Genomic DNA, 20177 nt, shown 5'->3' with positions numbered 1-20177 from the left:
ATGGGTTATACAATCACAGTGGTTGGTCTTGGGTCTGGTGAGCTGAATCAATTGCCGCTCGGTGTGTACCGCCATTTGAAACAGCAGCCGCTCGTTTGGTTGCGAACGAAAGAACATCCAGTCGTAAGTGAATTGGAGTCAGAAGGGCTTGTGTTCGAGTCGTTTGATTCGATTTATGAATCGAGTGATACGTTTGAAGACGTGTACGATCGAATTGTCGAGACGTTGATGAACAAAAGTGAAGAGATGGCTATCACGTACGCCGTACCAGGTCATCCGTTCGTCGCCGAACGGACTGTCGAACTTTTGGTGGGACGCGGGGCGAATATTCATGTGCTGGGCGGGCAAAGTTTTCTAGACGCGATGTTTCAGGCACTTCAAATCGATCCAATCAATGGATTTCAGTTGTTGGATGCGACTGCGCTTGACCTCGAACGTCTTCAAGTGACACAGCATGTCTTGATTGGACAAGTGTACGATGGATTTGTAGCGGGAGATGTAAAAGTACAACTGATGGAACGTTATCCGGATGAGCATCCCGTTACCCTCGTGACAGCTGCCGGGACAACTCAAGAGCGAATTGAACGCATCCCGTTGTTCGAGATGGACCGTATGGCAAAAGTGAACAACTTGACGACGCTCTATGTTCCGCCACTCACGGACGAAGCTTATTTGGCAAAAGATTTTGCAACGCTCAAACAAATCATCGCTACACTACGTGGACCAGAAGGTTGCCCGTGGGACCGCAAGCAAACGCATGAGTCGCTTCGCAAGTACTTACTAGAAGAAGCGTATGAACTCATCGAAGCAATCAATGCAGAAGATGATGATGCAATCATCGAAGAACTCGGTGACGTGTTACTTCAGGTCATGTTACACGCCCAAATCGGTGCGGACGAAGGTTATTTTGATATTCGTGATGTGATCGGGGCAATCAGTGAGAAGATGGTACGCCGTCACCCTCACGTCTTCGGAGATGTCACGGTCGAAGATGCCTCCGACGTGGTGAAAAATTGGAATACGATTAAACAAGCCGAAAAAGGGGAAAAGAAACAATCGCATCTCGATGGTGTGCTCGTCGACCAACCCTCATTAATGCGGGCTGAACAACTTCAAAAGAAAGCTGCCCAAATCGGATTCGAATGGGATGACGTGTCGGGCGCCTTCGAAAAATTGGAAGAAGAGCTGAACGAATGGCGTGAGGAACTTGGCGACGAATCAGAACTTGGCGATGTATTGTTCTCCATCGTCAATATCGCGCGATATGTTGGGCTAAATGCCGAACAGGCGTTAGAACAGACGAACCGAAAGTTCAAACGTCGATTCGAGTATATAGAAGCGAATGGTGAGCTTCAGCAGATGACACTCGAACAGATGGATGCTCTTTGGAACGAGGCAAAGGAGAAAGGTTTATGAGATTAGATAAATTTTTGAAAGTATCTCGCTTGATCAAGCGACGTACACTGGCAAAGGAAGTAGCGGATCAAGGGCGGATTCAGCTCAATGGACAAGTTGCGAAGGCGAGCACCGATGTCAAAGTCGGAGATGAGCTGCAAATTCGATTCGGAAACAAACTAGTCACAATCGTTATTGATTCCATTGCGGAACATGCACGCAAAGAAGATGCGAAAGAAATGTATCGTTTACTTAAAGAAGAGAAGATGGACGGTAGTATCGACTCGTAAAAAAAAGTATACTTAATGTATTAAGAGGAGGGGGATGAGGCGATGAACGGACGTAACCCGATGGATCGACAACGGCGCATTCGAGCGCTAGATGAGCGTAGAGAACAGCTGGAAAAAGACACACATCGCCGAAGAGTTCATCTTCGACGTCGTTTGGCGGCAGCCTCACTCCTATTTTTATTTGTCATGGTATTGATTGGACAAAGTTACTTTTCAAAGGTAGGCTATGTATCGGACCAACAACAAGCTTATGCGCAAGCGAAAGTGGAGTTAAGCGAACAGAAAGCTGAGCAAGATGAGTTGAAGGAACAAGTGGAACGTTTGCAGGATGAGGATTATATCGCGAACTTAGCGCGAAATGAGCTCCTCTTCTCCAAAGATGGCGAGATTATTTTCTACTTCTCCCCTGAGGAATAAGTCGGTTCGTTGACCGTTGAGGAAACGACTCGTATAATTGAAAAGAATCAATCAAAAAAGGAGTACATTATTTTATGTCAATTGAAGTAGGAAGCAAGGTACAAGGTAAGGTTACAGGGATTACGCATTTCGGAGCGTTCGTCGAGCTCCCAAACGGCAAGACAGGATTAGTACACATCAGTGAAGTGGCAGACTCTTACGTCAAAGACATTAACGAAGTGTTGACAGTCGGTCAAGAAGTCACGGTAAAAGTGTTGAACGTCGAAAATGATGGGAAAATCGGGTTATCCATCAAGAAAGCAGTCGATCGTCCTGTAAGTGAACGCCCTGAACGTCCAGAGCGTCCAGCCGGTGAGCGTTTCTCTCGTGGCCCACGTCCAGGTGGCCCAGGTCAAGGCGGTCCGCGCGGTGGTGGCGGTCCACGCGGTGGCGGCCCACGTGGCGGCGCTCGTCGTGGTGAACAACGTCGTGAACCAGAAACATTCGATACGTTGATGAGCAAATTCTTGAAAGATAGTGATGAGCGTCTTTCGACGTTGAAACGTCAAACAGATTCGAAACGCGGTGGACGTGGAGCCAAACGCGGGTAATCCTTCGATACCAATTAGCTTCTACTCGTAACCATATAGGTCTTGTAACAAGACAAGTCGTGAACATTTTTGTTCGCGGCTTTTTTTTGTTTTAAAAAATTTATAAAAAATAACTAAATATAGTTGATTTTTTTAAAGGAAGAGAGCAAAATAGGGAACATGAAAAAAATAGTTATGTTTTATAAGTGAAGGTGGAGAGAAAAATGAATGGATGGAAACTATGGACGGCGGAGTGGCGGAGTATCTTTAAGAACCCACGTGTGTTGGTTCCGATTCTCGCAGTCGCACTCGTACCGTTAATGTATGCCGGTATGTTCTTGTGGGCTTTCTGGGATCCGTATGGACAGATGAAAGACTTACCGGTCGCCATCGTCAATGAAGACAAAGGGGCAACCTTTGAAGGGGAGTCACTTGCAATCGGGGAAGATTTGATTGACAAGTTACTAGATTCGGAGGCGTTCGAATTTGTCGAGACGACAAAGAAAGAAGCGGAGTCCGGATTGAAAGATCATGACTACTACATGGCAATTGAGATTCCGAAAGACTTCTCAGAGAAGGCGACGACTGCGCTAGATGAAAATCCAGAGCAGCTTGAATTGAAGTATATCGCGAATGAATCGTATAACTTCTTAGCCGCACAAATCGGTGGTTCCGCAATGGAACAAGTGAAAGCCGAACTGTCGACCGAGGTGTCGAAGCAGTATGTCAGCGCGTTGAAAGATGGGCTGAACGACGTGGCAGATGGACTCGGTGAGGCTGCAGACGGTGCTACGAAACTTGCAGACGGCTCAACTTCAGCGAAAGACGGTGCCGTCAAATTGGCAGATGGAACAGAACTGCTCGCCTCGAAGCAACGCGAACTCGCAGATGGGGCAGTCCAGTTAAATGAGGGGATAACCCAGTTGGCGGATGGCTCATCTGAGCTTGCGGACGGAACAAAACTCCTCGCCTCGAAACAGCGAGAACTCGCGAACGGGGCAGTTCAGTTGAATGACGGTGTGACTCAGTTGGCAGAAGGTTCATCGGCACTTGCAGACGGGAGTCAGCAAGTATATAACGGGTCATCCGAGTTGTCGGATGGGGTGCATCGCGTGAATGACGGCGCATCTGCCTTACAAGACGGAACAAGCCAACTTGTCGAAGGGACAGGAACGTTCGCGTCCAAATTGGATGAATTGCACACAGGTGCGAAAACATTGAATCAAGGTGTTCAAGACCTCGCTGCAGGCATCGAGCGCTCAAGTGAAGGGGCGTCTGCCTTAACTGACGGTGCAAACCAACTGGCGGGTGCCTTGACGAAAGCAAAAGATGGGAATGCGGCGCTTGTCGCGGGTCAAACCGAAGTGATTAACGGAATCGGACAAATGAAATCCGAGTTGACGACGAAACAAGATGAGTTGATTGGACAATTGACGGCGCTCGCCGAATCTGGTCAATCCGCGTCACCTGAGATGCTTCAGGCCATCGCTGCGCAATTAAGCGAAGGTAAACAAGCAACAGCGGCTGGATTTGATCAATTAGCTGCTGGTGCGACACAAGTGAAAGATGGACAAACTTCTTTAGCTTCAGGTCTTTCGCAAGCAGAAGCAGGTGCAGGAAAGCTTTCGTCAGGACTTTCTGAATTGAATACGGGGCAGACGAAGTTGGCGGAAGGGGCTCGAGCGTTAGCGAGTGGCTCTAGTCAAATCGAGCAAGGGACGCAAACGGCAGCCGACCGCTCACAGGAACTCGTCTCAGCTAGTTCGCAACTCAATCAAGGTGCGACACAGCTTCAAGTGGGGACAACCGAACTTGCAACAGGGAGTGACAAACTCGTAGCCGCTACCGGACAGCTTTCTGAAGGAAGTGTGAAGCTTGCTGATGGTGCAAAGAGTGCGAGCTCTGGAACAAGTGAGTTAGCGAGTGGTGCTACTCAATTAGCGGACGGTGGACAGAAACTTCAAACCGGGAGTCGTGAACTTGCCGATGGTGCGAAGAGTGCCGGAGCCGGAACAAGCAAGTTGACGGATGGTGCAAATCAGCTCGCGGACGGTGGACAAGAGCTTTCAGATGGTAGTGGAGAGCTCGCGGACGGAATGAAAGATCTCGCATCAGGTAGCGATGAACTTCGTGACGCTTTAGTAAAAGGTGCGAAAGATGCAGACATCGGATTGACAGATGACAATGTCGAGATGATGGCTGGTCCGGTGTCGCTCGTCGACAACTCGATTCATGAGGTGCCGAACTACGGTACTGGATTCGCTCCATACTTCATGTCACTCGGACTTTTCGTAGGGGCTCTCCTCTTATCAATTGTCTATCCATTGTACGATCCGGCGGGCCGTCCGAAACGTAGTCTATCATGGGTATTATCGAAGTCTGGTGTGCTCATGGTTGTCGGATTCCTTCAAGCGTTAATTTTGGATGTGGCAATGGTACAACTATTAGGGCTTGAAGTGAGCGAACCGTTGAAATTCTTCGGATTCAGTTGGTTGACGAGTATTACTTTCCTCTTTATCGTACAGTTACTCGTGACGACACTCGGGAACCCAGGACGTTTCGTCGCAATCGTCTTGTTGATTTTGCAATTGACGACTTCTGCTGGAACGTTCCCGCTCGAATTGATTCCACGCGCGTTACAACCGTTCAATGCGCTTCTTCCAATGACGTATACAGTTGCTGGATATAAAGAAATCTTGTCGGCAGACGGTGCGCAATACTTGCAGACAGCGACAATGTATTTAGCGTTTGTGGCTGCTGGATGCTTCGCGTTACTGTGGGCGTACTTCCGAATCGCATGGAAGAAAAAATATCGCCAAGTTGCATCAGAAGCATGATGTAAAAACGTAATGAAATCGTGTATAGTGATGAAGACGACACTATGCACGATTTTTTTATTAAAAAAATTTCAAAAAAGAATTGACACTCGAATGGTGACTGGTTATTATAGAAAATGTGCTTAGGACACAACAATAACATGGCGGTGTAGCTCAGCTGGCTAGAGCGTACGGTTCATACCCGTGAGGTCGTGGGTTCGACTCCCTCCGCCGCTACCATTTTATTTAGGCCCGTTGGTCAAGCGGTTAAGACACCGCCCTTTCACGGCGGTAACACGGGTTCGAATCCCGTACGGGTCACTTAGCCTAAGCGAAAAGAAGCCATCTCAAACGAGATGGCTTCTTTTGTTATATCAAGGAGGGAATTCATGAAAAAAGTGCTCGTCGCAGTGTCTGGTGGGGTGGATTCCATCGTCTTGCTAGATCGTCTCGTCAAGCGGGGATGGGATGTCGCGGTGGCACATGTACATCACGGCTTACGTGAAGCGTCGGACGAAGAGTACACATTTGTCACCCGTGTCGCGGAAACCTACCATGTTCCGTTCCATGGGACGCGTCTCCATTTTCAAGAGGGCGGGTCACAAGCACGGTATCGGGAAGCTCGCTATCGATTTTTCGAAGATATCATGAACAAATACGGATATGATACGTTAGCCACAGCACACCATGCAGATGACGAGTTGGAAACGGTGCTCATTCAACTACATCGAAACGTGATCGAAGTGAAAGGTATTCCCGAGACTCGACAATTTGGTAACGGCACACTCATCCGTCCGTTGTTACAAGAGTCGAAAGCTCAACTGATTGAGTATGCACAACAAAATGGTCTGGATTGGCGAGAAGACGCTACGAATCAAGAACGCACCTACTTAAGGAATCGGATCCGTCATGAGATTGTGCCGCGCCTGAAGCAGATGTGGCCGTCGATTGTGGAAGAGGTCAGCAAAGTGGCGAAACAGGCCCGTGCTGATTGGGATGCGCGTTATGAGTCGTGTGAGCAATGGATTGAAGCATACGTGGCCCTCGAAATGAAAGCGTTTCATGTGAAACTCGAGGATTTTGGGCGTTTACCATGTCTGGAACGATATACGGTCGGTCGATTATTATCCTCTCGTTACGAGTTGAATGTTAGCGAGGCGATGGAGAAGCTACTTCAGAGTCAGAAGGATACCGGAACCTATCACCTGACAGGAGAGTGGTTCATGACGAAGCGGAATGGGGTACTTAACCTTGTACAGCGTTCTGTGCCAGACTCACTTCATCCCGTTCAGATTGATTCGTTGCCGACCGTGGTTCAATTTGGAGGACGGACAATCTCTTTATCCGTCGAAGAGGGAAGGGAAGGCATTCCGTTACACGAGATCACCTATCCCCTTGTGATTCGGTCGATCGCACCAGGTGATCGGATGCGATTGGCCGTAGGGACAAAAAAAGTAGCCCGCATCTTAATCGACGAAAAGATTGAGCGGATGGTTCGCCCGACGTTGCCCCTACTTGAAGACGCGTCAGGACGAATTCTCGCGATTGTCGGGGTAAGAGTTTCAGAATTTCTAGACAAGTCGGATGCGATTTGCCTACGATTAATGGTAAAATGATGATTGTGTCGAAACAGAAAGAGGAGGATTTCAAGATGTCATTAATGAACGATATGGAGAAAATTTTAATCTCGCGTGAAGAGATTCAAGAAAAGGTGAAAGAACTCGCTGGAACACTTAGCGAAGACTATAAAGAAGAGTTTCCGCTTCTCGTATGTGTATTGAAAGGCGCAATGCCGTTCATGTCTGATCTCGTCAAAGAAATGGATATCCATTTAGAAATGGATTTCATGGACGTATCGACGTATCACGGAGGTACTTCTTCAACAGGTGAAGTGAAAATCGAAAAAGATTTAAATACATCTGTAGAAGGACGCGACATCTTGATTGTAGAAGATATTATTGATAGTGGATTGACGCTTGGCTATCTCGTCGATCTTCTCAAATACCGTAAAGCGAAATCTGTGAAGATTGTCACGCTTCTCGACAAACCGACAGGACGTAAAAATGGTTTATCAGCAGACTATAGCGGTTTCGTGATTCCACACGAATTCGTTGTCGGCTACGGTTTAGATTATGAAGAGAAATATCGTAACCTTCCTTACGTCGGTGTGCTCAAACCGAGCGTTTACGGGGGCTAACGTTTTTCTTTTGAAAATGTGTCGTGGTAAGATAAAAGAAATCCCCAAAGTATAGGCATATACTGAATGGGCGAGAACATCGTTTCTCGGAATAGGAGGCAGAGAATGAATCGTGCAGTGAAAAACACATTGGTTTTTGGTGTGATTTTCCTAGCCTTGATCTTGTTCCTTCAATATTTGCAGAATCCGAATAGTCAGAGTGAAACGCTCTCGTATTCGAAATTCCTAGAATATGTGGAAGATGATCGGATTGAGACGGCAACCGTACAAGAAATCCCGGGGGCTATCTCGATTACAGGCGATCTTACGGGAGATGACGACCAGCGTTACGAAACAAACATTCCAGCGAATGAAGCTGAATATGCGGATGTATTGACGCAGCTTCGAGCGAATACGGATATTCAAATCGAAGAGGCTGAATCGAACAGTAGCTGGTTCAGCATCGTCTTCGCGATTCTACCGTTCATTATCATCTTCATCTTGTTCTTCTTCTTGTTGAACCAGGCGCAAGGTGGCGGTGGCGGTGGTCGTGTGATGAACTTCGGGAAATCGAAGGCGAAACTATACGACCAAGAAAAACGTCGTGTCACATTCCAAGATGTGGCCGGAGCAGACGAAGAGAAACAAGAACTCATCGAAGTCGTTGAATTCTTGAAAGATCCTCGTAAGTTCTCGAAACTCGGTGCGCGTATTCCAAAAGGAGTCTTGCTCGTTGGTCCTCCAGGGACAGGTAAAACACTTTTGGCCCGTGCAGTAGCCGGGGAAGCCGGAGTACCATTCTTCTCGATCTCAGGTTCGGACTTCGTTGAGATGTTCGTCGGGGTCGGGGCGTCACGTGTCCGTGACTTGTTCGAAAACGCGAAAAAGAATGCTCCATGTATCATCTTCATCGATGAAATCGATGCGGTCGGACGCCAACGTGGTGCCGGTCTCGGCGGTGGTCACGATGAACGTGAGCAAACATTGAACCAATTGCTCGTTGAGATGGATGGATTCAGTGACAACGAAGGGATTATCATGGTTGCGGCGACAAACCGTCCGGATATCCTTGATCCAGCCCTCCTTCGCCCAGGTCGTTTTGACCGTCAAATCACGGTCGACCGTCCGGATGTAAAAGGACGCGAAGAAGTGTTGAAAGTTCATGCACGCAACAAACCACTTGATTCAACTGTAGACTTGAAGTCGATCGCACAACGTACACCAGGTTTCTCTGGGGCTGACTTGGAAAACCTCTTGAACGAAGCGGCACTCGTTGCGGCACGTTCAAACCGTACGGCAGTCTCGGTTGTCGATGTCGAAGAAGCAATTGACCGTGTCATTGCAGGACCTTCGAAGAAGAGCCGAATCATTTCTGAAAAAGAACGTAACATTGTCGCTTATCACGAAGCGGGTCACACGATCATCGGTCTCGAGCTCGAGAATGCGGATGAAGTACACAAAGTGACGATTGTCCCACGCGGTAACGCAGGAGGATACGTCGTCATGCTTCCAAAAGAAGATCGTTACTTCATGACAAAACCTGAACTCGAAGACAAGATTGTCGGCCTTCTTGGTGGACGTGTCGCCGAAGATGTCATCTTTGGTGAAGTGTCGACAGGAGCGAGCAACGACTTCCAGCGTGCGACAGGTATTGCACGTAAGATGGTCATGGATTACGGGATGAGCGATAAGCTCGGACCACTCCAGCTCGGTTCAAACCATGGTGGACAAGTATTCCTTGGTCGCGATTTCCAGACGGAGCAAAACTACTCGGATGCGATCGCCCAAGAGATTGATTTAGAGATTCGCGAAATCATCAACCGCTGCTATGCGAAAGCGAAGCAGATCTTGACGGAACGTCGCGAAGACCTCGAGCTCGTTGCGAAGACATTACTTGATGTCGAAACGCTTGACTCGAAACAGATTCGTCACTTGATTAAGACACGCGAATATCTCCCGCATGAGCCGGAAGAAGACGTGGATGCATCAACGGACTCGGATGACGCAGCGAAGAAAGATGACGCGGCCGTTCAACACGGACAAGTCGTCGATCAACCTGAAGTTGTTCAAGACAGCCAACCGGATGTTGTACCTGAAGGCGATAAGCCAGAGGCGACTCCAACGGAACGTCCGAATAACGAATCACGTTAATGAATGAGACGAATGCCCTTGACGAGGCATTCGTCTTTTTTCGTGTTATAATTCGAGCGAACTGCAATTGACAACAAAGTGAGGAACTATATCATGATTTTAGTGATTGATGTTGGAAATACAAATATTGTTCTCGGGATGTACGATGGTGACAACCTCGTGCACCATTGGCGAATCTCTACGGATCGGACGAAAACGACTGATGAATATGGCATGCTAGTGAAGTCGCTGTTTGATCATTCGAACGTCTCATTCGATCAAGTCGAAGGTGTCATCTTGTCTTCTGTCGTACCTCCTGTTATTTTCCCACTTGAACAAATGTCACAACGATACTTCAATGTACGTCCAATCGTTGTGGGTCCAGGTGTGAAGACGGGGTTAGACATTCACGTCGAGAACCCACGTGAAGTCGGGGCCGACCGCATTGTCAACGCGGTTGCCGGAATCGCCAAGTATGACGGTCCGCTCATAATTGTTGATTTTGGAACGGCAACGACGTATTGTTACATCGATGAGAAGCGTCGCTACCACGGCGGCATCATCTCACCGGGTATCATGATTTCAGTGGAAGCCCTCTATCAGCGTGCTGCGAAATTACCACGGATTGAACTGGCAACCCCGCCAACGGTTATCGGGAAAAATACGATTCAAGCGATGCAGTCGGGAACATATTATGGATATGTGGCCCAAGTGGATGGCATCGTGAATCGCATGAAGCGTGAAGTTGGTGAAGCGACCGTCATTGCGACTGGAGGATTGGCACGATTGATCAGTGAACATGCAGAAACGATTGACCATGTAGATTCGTTCCTGACACTCGAAGGCCTCCGCCTCATTTACGAGCGCAATCAAAAGTAAACTAAAGGAGTTAACTCATATGATTCATTCAGAACAACAAGTATTACTCGATCAAATGAAAGACGATTATCTCGTTCGAGCCCTCGGCTTTAATGGAGAAGTGCGCGCATTTGCAGCACGTACGACAAAGACAGTGTACGAAACACAACTTCGTCATCAGACGACACCGGTTGCCTCAGCAGCTCTTGGACGGACGATGACAATCGGTTCGATGATCGGAGCGATGCAAAAAGGTGCAGCGCGCGTCACGCTTAAAGTTGAAGGTGATGGTCCAATCGGGAAAATCATCGTAGACGCAGATACAGCAGGAGATGTCCGTGGATACGTATCTTATCCTCGTGTCGATGGCGGGACGTTCGTCAACGAGCAAGGACTGACGAAGCTGAAAGTCGGCGATGCGGTCGGTAAAGGAACGGTCTCGGTCATTAAAGACTTAGGGTTAAAAGACTACGTCGGCGGTTCTTCAGAGATTCAAACAGGTGAAATCAGTGAAGACTTCACGTACTACTTCGCAACGTCTGAACAAGTACCATCAGTCGTTGGAGCAGGTGTTCTCGTCTTACCAGAAGATGAATCGATTCTTGCGGCAGGTGGAGTCATCGTTCAATTGCTGCCGAACGCTTCTGAAGAAACGGTACAAGCGCTCGAAAAAGCACTTCAAACGTTCCCACCGGTATCTGTATTAATTGGTGAAGAAAAAACGCCAGAAGAAATGCTTCAATTACTCCTCGGCGATAGCCTTGATGTGCTCGACACGAATCCGATTCAGTTCAACTGCACATGCAGCCGTGAACGAATGGAAAGCGCAATCGTCGGTCTCGGCAAAGAAGAGATTCGCCAAATGATCGAAGAAGACGGCGGAGCTGAAGCGGTTTGCCATTTCTGTGGTGAAAAGTATCATTTCTCAGCTGAGCAGTTAGAAACAATGAAAGAACAGGCACAATCGTAAGCAACGTTCCAAATTGCATATTTTCAATTCGATAGGGTATGATAACAATATCGGAATAGTCGGAATTATGAAGGAGGAAATGTAATGCGAATCGTAAACTCAGTGACAGACTTGATTGGAAAGACCCCGATTGTGAAGTTGAATGGAATGACTGGACCAGAAGATGCCGATGTGTATCTAAAGCTTGAATATATGAACCCAGGGTCAAGCGTCAAGGACCGGATCGCCCTCGCGATGATCGAAGCCGCTGAAAAAGACGGAATCTTAAAACCTGGTGATACACTCATCGAACCAACAAGCGGAAACACAGGAATTGGTTTAGCTATGGTCAGTGCCGCGAAAGGGTATAAAGCCATTCTCGTTATGCCTGAGACGATGAGCATGGAGCGTCGCAACCTTCTTCGTGGATATGGTGCCGAGCTGATCTTGACACCGGGATCTGAAGGGATGGGTGGAGCCATTCGTCGTGCTACTGAAGAAGCCGAACAAAATGGTTACTTCCTTCCACAACAATTCAACAACGCAGCGAACCCGAACGTGCATGAAATGACGACGGGACCTGAGATTGTAGAGGCGTTTGAGGAATCAGGACTTTCAGTGGATGCTCTCATCGCAGGCGTTGGTACAGGTGGTACAATCACTGGTGCCGGTAAAGTTGTGAAGGCGAAATATCCAGACGTGAAAATTTTGGCGGTTGAACCGGTTGATTCACCAGTTTTGTCTGGTGGGAAACCAGGACCTCATAAGATTCAAGGCATCGGTGCTGGATTCGTCCCATCTATTCTTGATACTGAAATCTATGAGGGTGTCCTTCAAATCACGACAGATCAGGCGTTTGAATACGCTCGCCAAGCGGCGCGCACGAACGGTGTCCTCGGTGGGATTTCTTCAGGGGCTGCGATTGCAGCGGCGCTTGATACGGCGAAGCGCCTCGGCAAAGGGAAAAACGTTTTAGCGATTATCCCGTCAAATGGCGAACGCTATTTGAGCACACCACTCTATCAATTTGATGAAGAATCAAACGAGAGTCGCGTATAACATTTCAGGCAGTAATCGAGAGACATTCTCTTTCGGTTGCTGCCTTTTCTTGTGTACAATAAAAGGCATGAATGAATAGACGGAGGAATGACAAGTGAGATCGACAGCGTTCAGAACGAAGCGGATGACAAAAGAAAAGATGTATGAGGCATACATGACGTTGACAGCAGACCAGCCGTACCATGCATGGCTAGAAAGTGGGAGGGCAGGACGATATACGATTGCGGGAATCGAACCGTTCGGTCGCTTCCATGTAAAAGATGGTGTCGGTCTCCTACAGGTAGGAGAAACGACTGAAACGTTGTATGGAAAGCCGCTCGATTTGGTCAGTGAAGTGCGGCAACGGTTCGAGGCCGAACGACCGGAAGGAGCGCCCCCGTTTTTCGGTGGCATGATCGGCTATGTCAGTTATGATGTAGCCCGGACGATTGAGCGGCTCCCTGAACAGGCAGAAGATGATTTATCGACGCCGGACGTTTCTTTCCTTTTGTTTGACGAAGTGGCTGTGTTCGACGAAGAAAGTTCGACTCTTTACTTGATGGTCACAGCAGAAGGCGATGCCGAACGTAAGGCCGATCGATTGGCAGCCATGTGGAATGTCGAATCACACTACGCATTCAAACCGACGGAACAATTCTCTGTCGAGCGATCGCGCTCGATGTCTCAGGACGAATTTGTCGAGGCGGTCAAACGAATTCAGTCTTATATCGTGGAAGGTGACGTGTTCCAAGTGAACCTGAGCGTTCGCCAATCCGAACCGTTACGCGCCGACCCACGTCGTGTATACGATACGCTCCGTCAAATGAATCCATCTCCGTATATGGGGTATCTTGTAGACGATGCATTGACAATGGTCTCCGCTTCACCGGAACTATTGCTTGAGAAGCACGGATCTGACATTTCAACGCGCCCGATCGCGGGTACGCGTCCACGTGGAAAAGACGATGTCGAAGACTTACAATTGGCGAACACACTCCTTGAAAATGAAAAGGAACGAGCAGAACACGTCATGCTCGTCGACTTGGAACGCAACGATCTCGGTAAAGTCGCGGCGTACGGTAGTGTTCATGTGGATGAATTGATGGTGATTGAAAAGTATTCACACGTACAACATATCGTTTCGAATGTGCGAGGAACCATTCGTGATGATGTGTCAGGAGCGGATGCGCTCGCGGCGATGTTCCCTGGTGGTACAATCACTGGTGCACCGAAAATTCGAACGATGGAAATCATCGAAGAACTTGAACCGGTTCGCCGAGGATTATACACAGGGTCATATGGTTGGTTAAGTTGGGACGATGATCTCGTCTTCAACATCACCATTCGAACGATGGTCGTGAAAGATGGCGTTGCATACGTCCAAGCTGGAGCTGGTATCGTCATCGATTCGGACCCAGTCTCGGAATATGAAGAATCCCTGTCCAAAGCGAAGGCGCTATGGGCGGCGAAGCAAATGACGGAGGAAACAACATGATTGTACTCATCGACAACTACGACTCATTCACATACAACTTAGTGCAGTATTTTGGGGAGCTCGGCGAAGAACTAGTCGTTTATCGAAACGATGAAGTGACGATTCAAGACATTGAAGGATTGTCGCCGAGTTACCTTGTCATTTCGCCGGGACCTTGTACACCGAACGAGGCGGGCATTAGCGTCGAAGCGATTCAAGCGTTCGCAGGTCGTATTCCGATTTTAGGTGTTTGCCTCGGTCATCAAGCGATTGCACAAGCGTTCGGAGGAGAAGTCGTCCATGCGGAGCGGCTTATGCATGGAAAAACATCGAAGATTCAACACGACGGGAAATCGATTTTCAAAGATATTCCTCAACAGACAATCGTGACCCGTTATCATTCGTTGTCCGTGGAACGTTCTACATTACCTGAGTGTTTGGTGGTCACGGCGGAGACAGAAACGAAGGAAATCATGGCGCTTCGACATAAGACGCTCCCGATTGAAGGGGTGCAGTATCATCCTGAGGCGATTTTGACAGAGCATGGAAAAGAGATGATTCGAAACTTTATCGAGGAGTACCGTCATGTGGTATTGGCATAACGGGCAGCTGACGGAACGGGATAACGTGAACATTTCGGTCGAGGATCACGGATTCTTATATGGGATGGGTTTGTTCGAGACGTTTCGAACGTATCATGCCATCCCGTTCTTGTTCGATGCACATTGGGAACGATTGATGAGAAGTCTAGACGAGTTGTGGATTGATTTCCCCTACACGAAAAAGGAAATCGAGATGGCGATTCAGCACTTGTGCCGTCAAAATGAATCTCCTGACTTGTATATCCGATTGAATGTATCGGCAGGAGTCGCGCCGCTCGGTCTGTATGCCGGGCGTTATGAAACCCCGAACGTCACGTTGATTGCCAAACCGCTCTCCTCAGAAGTTGTGCCACAGGAGAAGCGAGTCGAACCAATCCCTTTCCCAAGAAGTCGTCCTGAAGCAGCATTTCGCTTAAAGTCGCATCACTACATGAACAATATCCTCGGGAAGCGGGCTTTACAAGACCCGGATGCGGAAGGGTTATTTGCGGATGAACAAGGCTGCGTTGTGGAAGGGCTCGTGTCGAATATCTTTTGGATCGGGTCTGATAATGTGTTGTATACGACACCCCTTTCGAGCGGGGCCCTCGCTGGGGTGACGCGACAATGGCTGATTGATTGTTTCTCTGTAGTGGAGCGGTCGGTGACATTTGATGAATTAAACGACGCGAAAGAGATTTGGATGACCAACTCGATTCAACAAGTCGCACCTGTGACACATTACGGAAATCTCCGATACCCTGGTAAAGATGGGGAACGATTTAAAGAAGTGTGGGCGGAACTTGTTCGTTCAATTGGATAGGAGGCTGAAGCATGACGAAAATCATGGGTATTTTAAACGTGACACCGGACTCGTTTTCAGATGGAGGGCGGTATACGGCAATCGAAGAAGCTGTGCGCCATGCAAAACAACTCGTAAGAGAAGGTGCGGATGCGATCGATGTCGGTGGTGAATCGACGCGACCCGGCGCGGTGCTCGTTTCTGCGGAAGAAGAAATTGAGCGTGTCGTCCCAATCATCAAACGACTAGTACAAGAAATTGATGTGCCTATCTCGATTGACACATATAAGCCGGCAGTGGCGAGAGCGGCATTACAAGCAGGCGCGGCAATCATTAATGATGTGTGGGGCTCAAAATGGGGAGATCGGTCGATGGCGCGTGTCGCATCTGAATATCATGCTCCGATTATTTTGATGCATAACCGAGAAAATCGGGACTATCATCATTTTATGGAAGACGTGGTTAATGATTTGAAGGAATCGATTGCGATTGCTCACGCAGCGGGCGTGAAAGACGAGGATATTTGGCTAGACCCAGGAATTGGATTTGCGAAAGACGTGGCGCAAAATCTAGAACTCATGAATCACCTCGATGTGATCACGCGTCTTGGTTATCCGGTATTACTGGGCACGTCTCGTAAATCGTTTATCGGCCAAACGCTCGATTTACCAACCGAAGAACGCGTTGAAGGGACGATTGCGACGACATGTCTAGGCATCATGAAAGGGTGCGAGTGGGTACGCGTCCATGACGTGAAAGAGAATATGCGTGCAGCGAAGATGATGGATGCGATGATGAGGGGGAACTGACATGGATAAGATTTTTGTGAACGGCATGCGATTTTATGGATACCATGGTGTATTTGAAGAGGAGAACCGTCTCGGTCAACGGTTTCACGTGGATTTAATGTGTGAATTGGACCTTGCCCCTGCTGGGAAGTCAGATGATTTACAGGATGGGGTCAGCTACGCGGGGTTATATCAAGTCACAGAAGAAATCGTGACGGGGGAACCGGTCAATTTACTCGAAACACTTGGAGAACGAATCACGACGGCTGTGTTGGCACATCACGAGCTCATTCAAAGCGTGACGGTGAAAGTCATCAAACCGGATCCGCCCATCCCAGGACATTACGACTCGGTGGCGATCGAGATGACAAGGAGACGAACGTCATGATTTATATCGCGCTAGGAGCGAATATTGGTGAGCGGGCTTCACAGTTGTCTGCCGCGATTGATGAAATGGGGAAAATGGGAGTTGCGGTCACAAAGCAATCTTCGGTGTATGAGACGGCCCCTGTCGGTTATACCGATCAACCGTCATTTTATAATATGGTGGTTGAAGTAGAGACTCATCAGTCCGCAACCGACTTGTTAGATACGCTTCAACAAATTGAACGACGACTAGGTCGAGAGCGTCTTTTTAAAAACGGACCTCGCACCATCGACCTTGACATCCTCTTTTATAATGGGGAAGATATACAATCAGAACACTTGACGGTTCCACATCCACGGATGCAGGAACGTGCGTTTGTACTCGCTCCGTTAGCTGAGATTGCGCCAGAACTCGTCGTCCGAGGACGAACAGTCGCATCGTGGCTTGCAGATTTACCGATGGCAGACCGCCAAGATGTCGTTCGGTTACAGTTGCTCACGAATTTGGTGAAATGAAGGATGTGTTGTCTTGACAGGCTTTAAGATTGGAAATATAGATATTAAAAACCGTGCGGTCCTGGCACCGATGGCTGGCGTTACCAATCCGGCTTTCCGATTGATTGCTAAAGAATTTGGTGCGGGGCTCGTGTGTGCCGAAATGGTTAGTGATAAAGGGATTTTACTAGAGAATGCTCGGACGATGCGCATGCTCTATGTCGATGAACGAGAGAAACCGCTCAGCTTGCAGATTTTTGGTGGCTCTAAAGACACACTCGTCAAAGCGGCGCAATACGTCGATCAAAATACGAATGCGGACATTATCGATATCAACATGGGTTGTCCTGTGCCAAAAGTAACGAAATGTGATGCAGGTGCGAAGTGGTTACTTGATCCGGATAAAGTGTATGAGATGGTCAATGCCGTCACGAATGTAGTCGAAAAACCGGTCACGGTGAAAATGCGCCTTGGTTGGGACGATGATCACATCTTTATTTTGGACAATGTCAAAGCGGCTCAGACAGGTGGGGCGGCAGCCATTGCCATTCATGGACGTACGCGAGCTCAACAATATGAAGGAACTGCGAACTGGGATTGGATTGGTGAAGCGAAGAAAGTAGCAACCGTACCGATTATCGGGAACGGTGATATCGCCACACCACAAGACGCGAAGCGTGTCATTGACCAATACGGTGTGGATGCCGTTATGATTGGGCGCGCTGCACTTGGGAACCCGTGGATGCTCTATCAGACGGTTCAGTACCTCGAAACAGGAGAACTTCCACCGGAACCAGCAGCTCGTGAAAAAATTGATATTTGCATGTTGCACCTCGACCGATTGAGCGCAATTAAAGGTGAGCTGACGGCTGTTCGTGAAATGCGTCAACATGCGGCTTGGTATTTGAAAGGACTGAAAGGCAGTGGTCCAATTCGTAAACAAATCAATGAAACGGAATCACGCGAGGCTTTCGCAGCGGTCCTGTATGGATTTGTTGATCAACTCGAACGACAACTGTCAGAAGTGTGAACTAGAGAAAAGAACTAATTTATGGTAAGCTTGTTTGGCGAAAAAGTGCACCACAACGAATGAACGGCTTCGGCTGTGCTGTTGGCCATCGGGTCGACAGTTTTTTGTTAGGGATAAACCCAATATGGATAGAGGAGTGAATGGAATAGTGAGCCACGAGTTAGAAATGAATGATCAAATGCAGGTTCGTTTTGAGAAGATGACCGATATGCGCGAGCGCGGTCTTGACCCGTTCGGTCAACGCTTTGATCGTTCTGCGCACGCAGGTGAATTACATGAACAGTATGAATCAATTGAAAAAGAGGCTTTGGCAGAACAGGACGTAGAAGTCACGTTAGCGGGTCGCATCATGACGAAGCGTGGGAAAGGGAAAGTATTCTTTGCCCACATTCAAGATGTGACGGGTCAGATTCAAATTTACGTTCGGAAAAATGATGTCGGGGATGAGCCGTTTGACTTGTTCAAATCATCAGACCTCGGTGATATCGTCGGTGTCAAAGGGAAACTCTTTAAAACAAATGTGGGTGAACTCTCGATTCATGTGGAAGAGTTTGAACTCTTGACGAAGGCGCTTCGCCCGCTTCCGGATAAATATCATGGATTGAAAGATGTGGAACAGCGCTATCGCCAACGTTATCTTGATTTGATTACAAACCAGGATTCACGTCAGACATTCATTTTGCGTAGTCGTATCATTTCTGAAATCCGTAACTTTTTGAACCAAAAAGGATATTTAGAAGTGGAAACACCGATGTTGCACACGATTGCGGGTGGAGCAGCGGCACGTCCGTTCTTGACGCATCATAATGCGTTGGATATGGAACTCTACATGCGAATCGCGATTGAACTTCACTTAAAACGTTTGATCGTTGGTGGACTTGAACGTGTATACGAAATCGGACGCGTCTTCCGTAATGAAGGGATCTCGACACGTCACAACCCTGAATTCACAATGATTGAATTGTATGAAGCGTATGCAGATTACAACGACATCATGGATTTGACGGAAGAATTAGTGGCTCATGTCGCACAACAAGTACTCGGTACGACGGATGTCCAATACGGTGAAGATACAATCCATCTCGGGATCGGATGGAAACGTGCACACATGGTGGACCTTGTTAAAGAAGAAACAGGTGTCGACTTCTGGCAGCAAATGTCAGATGAAGAAGCACGTGCCCTTGCAAAAGAGCATGGCGTAGAAGTTCAGGACCATATGACGTTCGGTCATATCGTCAATGAGTTCTTTGAACAAAAAGTTGAAGAAACATTGCTTCAACCAACATTTGTTACGGGACACCCGGTTGAAGTATCGCCGTTAGCGAAGAAGAATGAAACCGATCCGCGTTTCACAGATCGTTTTGAATTGTTCATCGTTCGTCGCGAGCACGCGAATGCATTCACGGAGTTGAACGATCCAATCGACCAACGTGAACGCTTCGAAGCGCAATTGCTTGAAAAAGAAGCAGGTAACGACGAGGCCCATGAACTCGATAACGACTTCCTTGAGGCGCTTGAGTACGGAATGCCGCCAACAGGTGGACTTGGAATCGGGATCGACCGGCTTGTCATGTTATTGACGAATGCACCATCGATTCGCGACGTTCTTCTTTTCCCTACGATGCGTCACCAACAATAAATGATCGTTGAGGAGCCAGTTTGTACGTATGTGCAAACTGGCTCCTCTTTTCTTTTTTGTATATGAAGCCTTATAGAATAGGCATTAAAACAGAAGAACCCTCTCACTTAAAAACTTTTTTAAAAAAACTTTATAAAAAACCCTTGCGTTAATGAAAGGTGTGCGGTAAAGTAATAAACGTTGCCGCTGATGGCAGCGGAAAGAAATAAAAAAGTGGTTGACAACTGTGTCGATGACTTGTATTATTTTAAGAGTCGCCAAGAGCGACAGACGAACTTTGAAAACTGAACGATGAGGCAAAAATAAGTTTTACAATTTTTGAATGAAGCGCAAGCTTCGTCAATTTAAGAGCTATATCAAATTC

Annotated in this window: 19 protein-coding genes and 2 tRNA genes; all 21 read left to right on the top strand. The window is 47.9% G+C overall.

Annotation, left to right across the window (positions count from 1 at the left end; genetic code table 11):
* Positions 1 to 1416, top strand: a complete 1416-nt coding sequence (yabN, locus tag KNO85_RS14320) for a bifunctional methyltransferase/pyrophosphohydrolase YabN (protein ID WP_214791147.1) — start codon at positions 1 to 3, stop codon at positions 1414 to 1416.
* Positions 1413 to 1685 (top strand): RNA-binding S4 domain-containing protein, encoded by a 273-nt coding sequence (locus KNO85_RS14315; protein ID WP_214791145.1) that lies wholly within the window; start codon positions 1413 to 1415, stop codon positions 1683 to 1685. Before yabN ends, KNO85_RS14315 begins: the two co-directional genes overlap by 4 nt.
* 42 nt (positions 1686 to 1727) lie before the next feature.
* A complete protein-coding gene (locus KNO85_RS14310) occupies positions 1728 to 2102 on the top strand; it encodes an FtsB family cell division protein (RefSeq protein WP_214791143.1) in 375 nt (124 codons plus the stop codon).
* Between the two features lie 74 nt (positions 2103 to 2176).
* A complete protein-coding gene (locus tag KNO85_RS14305) occupies positions 2177 to 2692 on the top strand; it encodes a S1 domain-containing RNA-binding protein (protein WP_214791141.1) in 516 nt (171 codons plus the stop codon).
* Positions 2693 to 2895: 203 nt separating this feature from the next.
* Positions 2896 to 5508, top strand: a complete 2613-nt coding sequence (locus KNO85_RS14300) for a YhgE/Pip domain-containing protein (RefSeq protein WP_214791139.1) — start codon at positions 2896 to 2898, stop codon at positions 5506 to 5508.
* A gap of 142 nt (positions 5509 to 5650) precedes the next feature.
* A tRNA-Met gene (locus KNO85_RS14295) sits at positions 5651 to 5727 on the top strand.
* A gap of 9 nt (positions 5728 to 5736) precedes the next feature.
* Positions 5737 to 5808, top strand: a tRNA-Glu gene (locus tag KNO85_RS14290).
* Positions 5809 to 5876: 68 nt separating this feature from the next.
* Positions 5877 to 7103, top strand: a complete 1227-nt coding sequence (tilS, locus tag KNO85_RS14285) for a tRNA lysidine(34) synthetase TilS (RefSeq protein WP_214791137.1) — start codon at positions 5877 to 5879, stop codon at positions 7101 to 7103.
* 35 nt (positions 7104 to 7138) lie between these two features.
* Entirely contained in the window at positions 7139 to 7684 is a 546-nt protein-coding gene (gene hpt, locus KNO85_RS14280) for a hypoxanthine phosphoribosyltransferase (RefSeq protein ID WP_012727721.1), read from the top strand.
* A gap of 105 nt (positions 7685 to 7789) precedes the next feature.
* Positions 7790 to 9814: an ATP-dependent zinc metalloprotease FtsH gene (ftsH, locus tag KNO85_RS14275; protein WP_214791134.1), complete on the top strand. Its 2025-nt coding sequence runs from the start codon at positions 7790 to 7792 to the stop codon at positions 9812 to 9814.
* 93 nt (positions 9815 to 9907) lie between these two features.
* On the top strand, positions 9908 to 10672 hold the full coding sequence (locus KNO85_RS14270) for a type III pantothenate kinase (RefSeq protein ID WP_214738347.1): 765 nt from the start codon (positions 9908 to 9910) through the stop codon (positions 10670 to 10672).
* A 19-nt stretch (positions 10673 to 10691) separates the two neighbouring features.
* On the top strand, positions 10692 to 11621 hold the full coding sequence (gene hslO / locus KNO85_RS14265; RefSeq protein WP_285800819.1) for an Hsp33 family molecular chaperone HslO: 930 nt from the start codon (positions 10692 to 10694) through the stop codon (positions 11619 to 11621).
* A gap of 84 nt (positions 11622 to 11705) precedes the next feature.
* Entirely contained in the window at positions 11706 to 12659 is a 954-nt protein-coding gene (gene cysK, locus KNO85_RS14260; RefSeq protein WP_214791126.1) for a cysteine synthase A, read from the top strand.
* A 94-nt stretch (positions 12660 to 12753) separates the two neighbouring features.
* Positions 12754 to 14133, top strand: coding sequence for an anthranilate synthase component I family protein (locus KNO85_RS14255; protein WP_312846167.1), 1380 nt, complete (start codon positions 12754 to 12756; stop codon positions 14131 to 14133).
* Entirely contained in the window at positions 14130 to 14714 is a 585-nt protein-coding gene (gene pabA / locus KNO85_RS14250) for an aminodeoxychorismate/anthranilate synthase component II (RefSeq protein WP_214791125.1), read from the top strand. Before KNO85_RS14255 ends, pabA begins: the two co-directional genes overlap by 4 nt.
* Positions 14698 to 15516 carry an aminotransferase class IV gene (locus KNO85_RS14245; protein ID WP_214791123.1) on the top strand — a complete coding sequence of 273 codons (819 nt, stop codon included), beginning with the start codon at positions 14698 to 14700 and terminating at the stop codon, positions 15514 to 15516. Before pabA ends, KNO85_RS14245 begins: the two co-directional genes overlap by 17 nt.
* 11 nt (positions 15517 to 15527) lie before the next feature.
* Positions 15528 to 16304, top strand: coding sequence for a dihydropteroate synthase (gene folP / locus KNO85_RS14240; RefSeq protein ID WP_214791121.1), 777 nt, complete (start codon positions 15528 to 15530; stop codon positions 16302 to 16304).
* 1 nt (position 16305) lies between these two features.
* Positions 16306 to 16671 carry a dihydroneopterin aldolase gene (gene folB / locus KNO85_RS14235; protein ID WP_214791119.1) on the top strand — a complete coding sequence of 122 codons (366 nt, stop codon included), beginning with the start codon at positions 16306 to 16308 and terminating at the stop codon, positions 16669 to 16671.
* A complete protein-coding gene (folK, locus tag KNO85_RS14230) occupies positions 16668 to 17165 on the top strand; it encodes a 2-amino-4-hydroxy-6-hydroxymethyldihydropteridine diphosphokinase (RefSeq protein WP_214791118.1) in 498 nt (165 codons plus the stop codon). The genes folB and folK overlap by 4 nt, the downstream gene beginning before the upstream one ends.
* Before the next feature lie 70 nt (positions 17166 to 17235).
* The gene (gene dusB, locus KNO85_RS14225; protein ID WP_243834802.1) at positions 17236 to 18174 is read left to right on the top strand and encodes a tRNA dihydrouridine synthase DusB; all 939 of its coding nucleotides are present in this window, start codon (positions 17236 to 17238) and stop codon (positions 18172 to 18174) included.
* 148 nt (positions 18175 to 18322) lie between these two features.
* The gene (gene lysS / locus KNO85_RS14220) at positions 18323 to 19813 is read left to right on the top strand and encodes a lysine--tRNA ligase (protein WP_214791116.1); all 1491 of its coding nucleotides are present in this window, start codon (positions 18323 to 18325) and stop codon (positions 19811 to 19813) included.
* Positions 19814 to 20177 lie beyond the last annotated feature (364 nt).

This window comes from Exiguobacterium sp. s124 (genome assembly GCF_018617485.1).
GTDB classification, from domain to species: Bacteria; Bacillota; Bacilli; order Exiguobacteriales; family Exiguobacteriaceae; genus Exiguobacterium; species Exiguobacterium aestuarii.
This window is presented reverse-complemented; position numbering and strand designations above follow the sequence as displayed.

Excerpts from the sequence above, each read along its gene's own strand:
- yabN (WP_214791147.1), top strand. The coding sequence starts at position 1 with ATGGGTTATACAATCACAGTGGTTGGTCTTGGGTCTGGTGAGCTGAAT.
- KNO85_RS14315 (WP_214791145.1), top strand. The coding sequence starts at position 1,413 with ATGAGATTAGATAAATTTTTGAAAGTATCTCGCTTGATCAAGCGACGT.
- KNO85_RS14310 (WP_214791143.1), top strand. The coding sequence starts at position 1,728 with ATGAACGGACGTAACCCGATGGATCGACAACGGCGCATTCGAGCGCTA.
- KNO85_RS14305 (WP_214791141.1), top strand. The coding sequence starts at position 2,177 with ATGTCAATTGAAGTAGGAAGCAAGGTACAAGGTAAGGTTACAGGGATT.
- KNO85_RS14300 (WP_214791139.1), top strand. The coding sequence starts at position 2,896 with ATGAATGGATGGAAACTATGGACGGCGGAGTGGCGGAGTATCTTTAAG.
- tilS (WP_214791137.1), top strand. The coding sequence starts at position 5,877 with ATGAAAAAAGTGCTCGTCGCAGTGTCTGGTGGGGTGGATTCCATCGTC.
- hpt (WP_012727721.1), top strand. The coding sequence starts at position 7,139 with ATGTCATTAATGAACGATATGGAGAAAATTTTAATCTCGCGTGAAGAG.
- ftsH (WP_214791134.1), top strand. The coding sequence starts at position 7,790 with ATGAATCGTGCAGTGAAAAACACATTGGTTTTTGGTGTGATTTTCCTA.
- KNO85_RS14270 (WP_214738347.1), top strand. The coding sequence starts at position 9,908 with ATGATTTTAGTGATTGATGTTGGAAATACAAATATTGTTCTCGGGATG.
- hslO (WP_285800819.1), top strand. The coding sequence starts at position 10,692 with ATGATTCATTCAGAACAACAAGTATTACTCGATCAAATGAAAGACGAT.
- cysK (WP_214791126.1), top strand. The coding sequence starts at position 11,706 with ATGCGAATCGTAAACTCAGTGACAGACTTGATTGGAAAGACCCCGATT.
- pabA (WP_214791125.1), top strand. The coding sequence starts at position 14,130 with ATGATTGTACTCATCGACAACTACGACTCATTCACATACAACTTAGTG.
- KNO85_RS14245 (WP_214791123.1), top strand. The coding sequence starts at position 14,698 with ATGTGGTATTGGCATAACGGGCAGCTGACGGAACGGGATAACGTGAAC.
- folP (WP_214791121.1), top strand. The coding sequence starts at position 15,528 with ATGACGAAAATCATGGGTATTTTAAACGTGACACCGGACTCGTTTTCA.
- folB (WP_214791119.1), top strand. The coding sequence starts at position 16,306 with ATGGATAAGATTTTTGTGAACGGCATGCGATTTTATGGATACCATGGT.
- folK (WP_214791118.1), top strand. The coding sequence starts at position 16,668 with ATGATTTATATCGCGCTAGGAGCGAATATTGGTGAGCGGGCTTCACAG.
- dusB (WP_243834802.1), top strand. The coding sequence starts at position 17,236 with ATGGCTGGCGTTACCAATCCGGCTTTCCGATTGATTGCTAAAGAATTT.